Here is a 6,381-nt window from a genome sequence, read left to right on the forward strand (position 1 = left end):
GCAACTGCGGAGGAGGACCGGGCGGATGGTGGAGTAGCTAAAAGTGCCCCGTCCCTAATTAGCTACTTGGGCTCGGTCGATGTCCATGCTGGCGATGAGGTCGGTACCGGTGTCTAGGAGGTTGGGTAGGACGACGTTGCCCATGCGGATGGGGGCGTTGACGACTAGGCCTCGGATGAGATCCATGGCTTGGGCGTGGAGCTCTAGCGGGATGGCTTCGGCGGTGCGCACGGGGAGCAGGGCTTCATCGCCGCCGGAGACGGCCACGGTGGTGGTGAGCACGCGCATGGGGCAGGTGAGCTCCTGGTGTGCGAACTTATCGCCGCGCGGGCAGTTGTTACCGGTTACGGAGCGCACTTCCACCACGGCGCCATTGGCGTCGCGCTCTACCTCTATGGTCAGGAGGCACTCGGATGGGCAGGTCGTGCAGTTGAACTGCAGCGTTTCGATCACGTTATCGCTCATAGTCTATGCCTCCTCGACGGGATCGACGGAAAGGACAATCTCGCTGGCACCCAGATCGAGCGCTTGTTTGATGACCTTTGCCGGCAGTGGGAAGCTTTCCATAACGCTCGGCTTAAACGCGCGGACCTTGCTGGCGAACAGCTCCTCGCCGTTGGCCAAGATCCACACGCGGGCGGCATCGACCGGTCGGCGTACGCGGAAGTTGAGCTTCGTGAGTGCCGCCGCCGTAATGCGTCCCGGTAGCGCGTAGCCTGCAATGCCGGCGGGGGAGACCGTGAGCTCGCAGTCCGTAACGGCGCCCGCGGCGGTCCCCAGCGCATACGCCGCTGCAGCTGCGCCAGCCCTCTCGGACTCGGTCGTCACGTTGTCGGCCAGGTGGTGCACGTGCAGCACGTTGCCGCAGGCAAAGATGCCCGGCACGCCCGTTTGCAGGCTCTGGTCCACCACGGCGCCGCGCGTGCGCGGGTCAAGTTCAACGCCCGCGCCCACCGAAAGCTCGTTTTCGGGAATCAGGCCCACCGAAAGCAGCAGCGTGTCGCACGGAACAATGCGCTCGGTCCCCGGAATGGGTGCCAGGTGCTCGTCGACCTGACTCACCTCGACGGCCTCCACGCGATCGTGCCCGATCACGCGCGTCACGGTAGTGGACAGGTGCAGCGGAATGCCAAAGTCGTCCAGACAGTTCTTAACATTGCGGCGCAGGCCGTTGGCGTACGGCATGAGCTCGTACACGCCCTCGACCGAAATCCCCTCGAGCGTGCAGCGGCGTGCCATGATCAGCCCGATATCGCCCGAACCCAAAATGACGGCGCGCGAGCCAGGCTTGAGGTTTTCGATATTGATGTATCGCTGCGCCAGGCCGGCCGTAAATACGCCGGCGGGGCGGCTGCCGGGGATCTTGATCTCGCTGCGCGTGCGCTCGCGGCACCCCATGGCAAGGACGACCGCGCGTCCGGTGAGCTGTAGCATGCCGGCGGGGCTCATGAGCGTGACGGTGTGGAGTGCTGCGTCTTCCGTAGGCTCGCCTGAATCAATCCCAATCACCATGCTGTTCAGGAACAACTCGATGTCGGTTGCGTGCACCTGGTCGATAAGGCGCTGCGCGTACTCGGGACCGGTAAGCTCCTGTTTAAAGTGCGACAGGCCAAAGCCGGTGTGGATGCACTGGCGCAGGATGCCGCCCAGGTGCTGTTCGCGCTCCACGATGGCCACGCGCGCGTCGGCCTTATGCGCGGCCATCGCGGCCGCCATGCCGGCAGGTCCGCCGCCGATAACGACCACGTCGAAGGCCTGCGTCGACACCGACGTTACAGTTCCGGCCTCCGCACGTTCGTCGCGCATATCAAACGTCGCCATCCTAACGCACCCCTTTTAGCGGTCCCTCGACCAACCAAGATCCGGCATCCTCCAACAGCACCTCGCTGGGGTCGCAGCCCAACTCGCAAGCAAGGATCGCAACCACGCGGCTCTGGCAAAAGCCGCTTTGGCACCGACCCATGCCGGCGCGGCAGCGTCGCTTGACGCCCTCGACCGAAACTGCGCCCGGCTGGCGCCGAATCGCGGCCACAATCTCGGCCTCGGGCACCGTCTCGCAGCGGCAGACGATCTGCCCCCATGCAGGGTCGGACTCGATGAGCTCTTCTTTGCGCGTAAGCGGCGCGCGGTCAAAGTCGTCCGGCGCGCGGCGAATTGGGTTCCAGTCTGCCCGCTCGTGCAGCTCCACGCCCGCCTCACGCATCACAAGCTCCATACGCTCGGCAATGGCCGGCGCGCTCGCCACACCCGGGGACTGAATGCCCGCCGCCTGGAAAAGCCCCGGCACCACGGCCGACTGTCCAATGAAGAAGTCGTTCGTTCCCTGAATGACCGGACGCCCGCCGGCAAATGCGCGCACCACGCGGCGCGTATCCAGATCGGGCACCAGCTTGCGCGCGCCGGTCAGCAGCGCCTTCACATCGCTCGCATAGGTCTGCGTGTCGCCCGGCTCGCGCACGGCGGCGGTCGCGGTAATCACGGTGTTGCCATGCACAGTGCCCGTCACGATAACGCCCTTCGACACCGGTGTCGGCACGGGGTAGAGCGGCATGAGCGTGCGCGGCTCCTTGTCCAGCACCACGATGTTGCCCTGACGCCAGACCATCTGGAATTCCTCAGCGTCCGCCATATGCGAGATGTCGGCGGCGCCGTTGCCCGCGGCGTTGATCAGGTAGCTGCAGCGCACGTCGCCGGCGGGCGTTGCCAGCGTAAAGCGTGCGTCGTCGCCCGAGTCCGCGACTTTAATCGCTTCCACCGGCGCGGACCTCATAAACGTCACCCCGTTGGCGACAGCGTTCTCCAGCGCGGCGATAGCCACTTCAAATGGGTCGACAAATCCGGTCGAGGGGCACCACAACGCGCACGTCGCATCGGCACTGGCGCGCGACTCTAATTCGTGGATGCGGTCGGGTCCGACGATTGACAGCTCGGGCACACCGTTGGCAAGGCCGTTGCACAGCAGCTGCTCCAGATGCGCGCGGTCCTCGTCGTTAAAGCCCAATACCATCGACCCGGTGCGGCAGAACAGAAAGCCCAGCTCCTGCGCCCACGCACCGTACAACTCGCAACCACGAGCGTTGACCTGCGCCTTAACCGTGCCCGGTGCCGGATCGTAGCCGGCGTGCACCAGGCCGCCGTTGGCCTTCGACGCGCCCAGCGCAATATCGTTAGCCGCCTCGACCACGCAAATGGACAGTTCAAATCGCGCGAGCTGCCGCGCGATGGCGCATCCCGTGATGCCCGCGCCGACAATCGCGATATCAAACGTTTCAGCCACAGTGCCTCCCAGACGAGTTGACAGGCTGTCAATAAGAACATCCTACGGTCTACACACCCCCAGCAGGGCGGCAATGCGGCGAACAGCCCCGCAACACCCGCCAACGGCAGGTGAGGGGAGACCCGGCAACGTCGACAACCTCGTCTGCCGACAACTACGGCAACCGTTCGTCTCGATCTGTAACAGTTAGACGAGGATTTCGGTTCCAGATGTTACAGATTGAGACGTTAGTCTGGCGGGTCCTCCGTTTGTCTTGGTCTGTAACATCTAGACCTGAATTCCGTTCCCAACTGTTACAGATTGAGATGTTTGTGTCCGCGCCAGCCCCGCCCCTAGCCGTAGTCCCATATAAACAAACCCCGTGGTAAACTTAACCGGACTGTTAATATTCCGAAAGGTACACCTCAATGTCCAAGTACATCTCTGAGCTCATGTCGCCGCAGCTTATGGGCGTCGTCTATGCCTTCGTTGGCTTTATCATCGCCCTGTATGTGCTGTCGGTTGTCTATGTGTTCATCGACGCTCGTCGCCGCGGCGCCAGCGCCTACGTGGCATGGGGCATCATCGCCCTCATCCCGTTTGTAGGCCTCATCGCCTATCTGGTCCTGCGCCCGCACTCCTACGCGTCCGACCGCGAGGAGCAGGAGTTGGACATGGCCCTTCGCGAGCGCCAGCTTGCCCAGTACGGCACCTGCCCGCAGTGCGGCGCGCCCATCGAGAAGGACTTCGTCGTCTGTCCGGTGTGTGACACCCAGGTTCGAAACGTATGCCCCAGCTGCCATCGCCCGCTCGATGCGCACTGGAAGGTCTGCCCCTACTGCCGAACTCGCATCCAGTAACGCATCCATCGCCGGGCCGGTCGCAAGCCACGGGCGCCGCGCGCCCCACAGCCCCGCCCCCACACGATGAAGCATGCGTAGAAAATCGCCCGCCGTGCCATTAAGGTGCGGCGGGCGCTTGTATACCAAGGCAACCTGCCTATAATGATGCAAGTCAAAAACGCCGAGCGCATCGCACGCACTTGCATCAGGCATCCGAGAGGAGAAAACATACCCATGAAGGCACTCTACAATGACGGTTCGGTGGCCGAGCTCCCGCAGGACGAGGTCACGCACGTCATCCGCCACTCCGCCGCGCACATCATGGCGCAGGCCATCAAGCGTCTCTATCCCGAGGCCGACTTTGCCTACGGTCCCGCGACCGACAACGGTTTTTACTACGACGTCGACCTGCCCGAGGGCGTCAAGATCAGCGAGGACGACTTCCCCGCGATCGAGGCCGAGATGAAGAAGATCGTTAAGGAGAACCTCAAGTTCACCGTGTACGAGAAGCCCCGCGCCGAGGCCATCGCCCTTATGGAGGAGCGCGGCGAGAAGTACAAGGTCGAGCACATCGGCGACCTTGACGACGACGCCCGCATCACCTTCTACCAGCAGGGCGACTACATCGACATGTGCGTCGGCCCCCACATCTGCTACACCAAGGCCCTCAAGGCCTTTAAGCTCACCGGCGTCTCGGGTGCTTACTGGAAGGGCGACAAGGACAACAAGATGCTCACCCGCATCAACGGCGTCGCCTTTGCCACCAAGGAAGAGCTCGACGAGCACATGCACATGCTGGAGGAGGCCAAGAAGCGCGACCACCGCAAGATCGGCCGCGAGATGGACCTCTTTATGATGCGCGACGAGGCCCCCGGCTTCCCGTTCTTCCTGCCCAACGGCATGATCCTTAAGAACACGCTGCTGGACTACTGGCGCGAGATTCACCACAAGGCCGGCTACGTGGAGATCTCCACGCCGCTCATCATGAACAAGCAGCTATGGAAGACCTCGGGCCACTGGGACCACTACAAGGACAACATGTACTCCACCGTCATCGACGACGAAGAGTACTGCATTAAGCCCATGAACTGCCCGGGCGGCGTGCTGGTGTATGCCTCCAAGCCGCACTCCTACCGCGAGCTGCCCATTCGTGCCGGCGAGATTGGCCTTGTGCACCGCCACGAGCTGCGCGGTGCCCTGCACGGCCTATTCCGAGTACGCTGCTTTAACCAGGACGACGCCCACCTGTTTGTGCGTCCCGACCAGTTGACCGACGAGATCGTGGGCGTGGTCAACCTCATCGACTCCGTGTACCAGAAGTTTGGCTTTAAGTACCATGTTGAGCTTTCCACCCGCCCCGAGGACTCCATGGGTTCGGACGAGGATTGGGCGCGCGCCGAGGAGGGCCTGCGCACCGCTCTGGAGCAGCTGCACATGGACTACGAGGTCAACGAGGGCGACGGCGCCTTCTACGGCCCCAAGATCGACTTCCACTTGGAGGATTCGCTCGGCCGCACCTGGCAGTGCGGTACCGTGCAGCTCGATTTCCAGATGCCGCTCAACTTTGATCTGGAGTACGTGGACGCCGACGGTACCAAGAAGCGCCCCATCATGCTGCACCGCGTATGCTTTGGCTCCATCGAGCGCTTCATCGGTATTCTGATTGAGCACTTTGCGGGTAAGTTCCCCACCTGGCTGGCTCCTGTGCAGGTCAAGGCGCTTCCGGTTTCCGAGAAGAGCCGCGACTACGCCCACGAGGTGTGCGCCAAGCTGGAGGAGGCCGGCATCCGCGTTGTCTGCGACGACCGCGACGAGAAGATCGGCTACAAGATTCGCGAGGCCCGCAGCATCGACCGTGTGCCCTACATGCTCATCCTGGGCGAGAAGGAGGTCGAGGCCGGCAACATCTCCGTCCGTGATCGCTCCAACGAGACCGTTCAGATGAGCGTTGACGAGTTTGTTGCCAAGGTGACCGAGGAGATCAAGACTCGCGCCTAAGGCAAACTTCACAACAATTAACAAAGGCGACCGTCCACAAAGGGCGGTCGCCTTTTTCATGCCCAAATAAGAAAAGCCGCTGGTTGAGCGGCTTTTTTTGTTGCACAAAAAGGTACAGGTTTTTGTATCTTTCGACAGACGACATTATACGAGCAATTAATCAGCGTTTGCCCAGATTACACAAAATGTACTGCTAGTAGGTACATCTCCTTGATTATCGACTTCATCCGAACACCTCCCACATTCATCCGTACATGTACGGATGAATGTGGGAACCCGATACCC

5 protein-coding genes are annotated in these 6,381 nt (G+C 62.1%); 2 read left to right on the forward strand and 3 right to left on the reverse strand.

Annotated elements, in window-relative coordinates:
* Window positions 1–54: 54 nt before the first annotated feature.
* Genes I2D57_RS02710 through I2D57_RS02720 form a run of 3 tightly spaced genes read right to left on the reverse strand, consistent with a single transcriptional unit; the run spans window position 55 to window position 3,277 of the window.
* Complete coding sequence (locus I2D57_RS02710) at window positions 55–465, reverse strand: DUF1667 domain-containing protein (protein ID WP_195361374.1); 411 nt, start codon at window positions 463–465, stop codon at window positions 55–57.
* Window positions 466–468: 3 nt separating this feature from the next.
* On the reverse strand, window positions 469–1,821 hold the full coding sequence (locus tag I2D57_RS02715; RefSeq protein WP_195361375.1) for an NAD(P)/FAD-dependent oxidoreductase: 1,353 nt from the start codon (window positions 1,819–1,821) through the stop codon (window positions 469–471).
* Window position 1,822: 1 nt separating this feature from the next.
* Entirely contained in the window at window positions 1,823–3,277 is a 1,455-nt protein-coding gene (locus tag I2D57_RS02720) for an NAD(P)/FAD-dependent oxidoreductase (protein WP_195361376.1), read from the reverse strand.
* A gap of 407 nt (window positions 3,278–3,684) precedes the next feature.
* Between I2D57_RS02720 and I2D57_RS02725 the strand changes: the two genes are divergently transcribed.
* Together I2D57_RS02725 and thrS are read left to right on the forward strand one after the other, a co-directional pair.
* Entirely contained in the window at window positions 3,685–4,116 is a 432-nt protein-coding gene (locus tag I2D57_RS02725) for a double zinc ribbon domain-containing protein (RefSeq protein WP_055251579.1), read from the forward strand.
* 216 nt (window positions 4,117–4,332) lie between these two features.
* On the forward strand, window positions 4,333–6,096 hold the full coding sequence (thrS, locus tag I2D57_RS02730; protein ID WP_195361377.1) for a threonine--tRNA ligase: 1,764 nt from the start codon (window positions 4,333–4,335) through the stop codon (window positions 6,094–6,096).
* The last annotated feature ends 285 nt before the right edge of the window (window positions 6,097–6,381 follow it).

The organism is Collinsella aerofaciens (assembly GCF_015553355.1).
In the GTDB taxonomy this organism is placed as follows: domain Bacteria; phylum Actinomycetota; class Coriobacteriia; order Coriobacteriales; family Coriobacteriaceae; genus Collinsella; species Collinsella aerofaciens_V.

Excerpts from the sequence above, each read along its gene's own strand:
- I2D57_RS02710 (WP_195361374.1), bottom strand. The coding sequence starts at position 465 with ATGAGCGATAACGTGATCGAAACGCTGCAGTTCAACTGCACGACCTGC.
- I2D57_RS02715 (WP_195361375.1), bottom strand. The coding sequence starts at position 1,821 with ATGGCGACGTTTGATATGCGCGACGAACGTGCGGAGGCCGGAACTGTA.
- I2D57_RS02725 (WP_055251579.1), top strand. The coding sequence starts at position 3,685 with ATGTCCAAGTACATCTCTGAGCTCATGTCGCCGCAGCTTATGGGCGTC.
- thrS (WP_195361377.1), top strand. The coding sequence starts at position 4,333 with ATGAAGGCACTCTACAATGACGGTTCGGTGGCCGAGCTCCCGCAGGAC.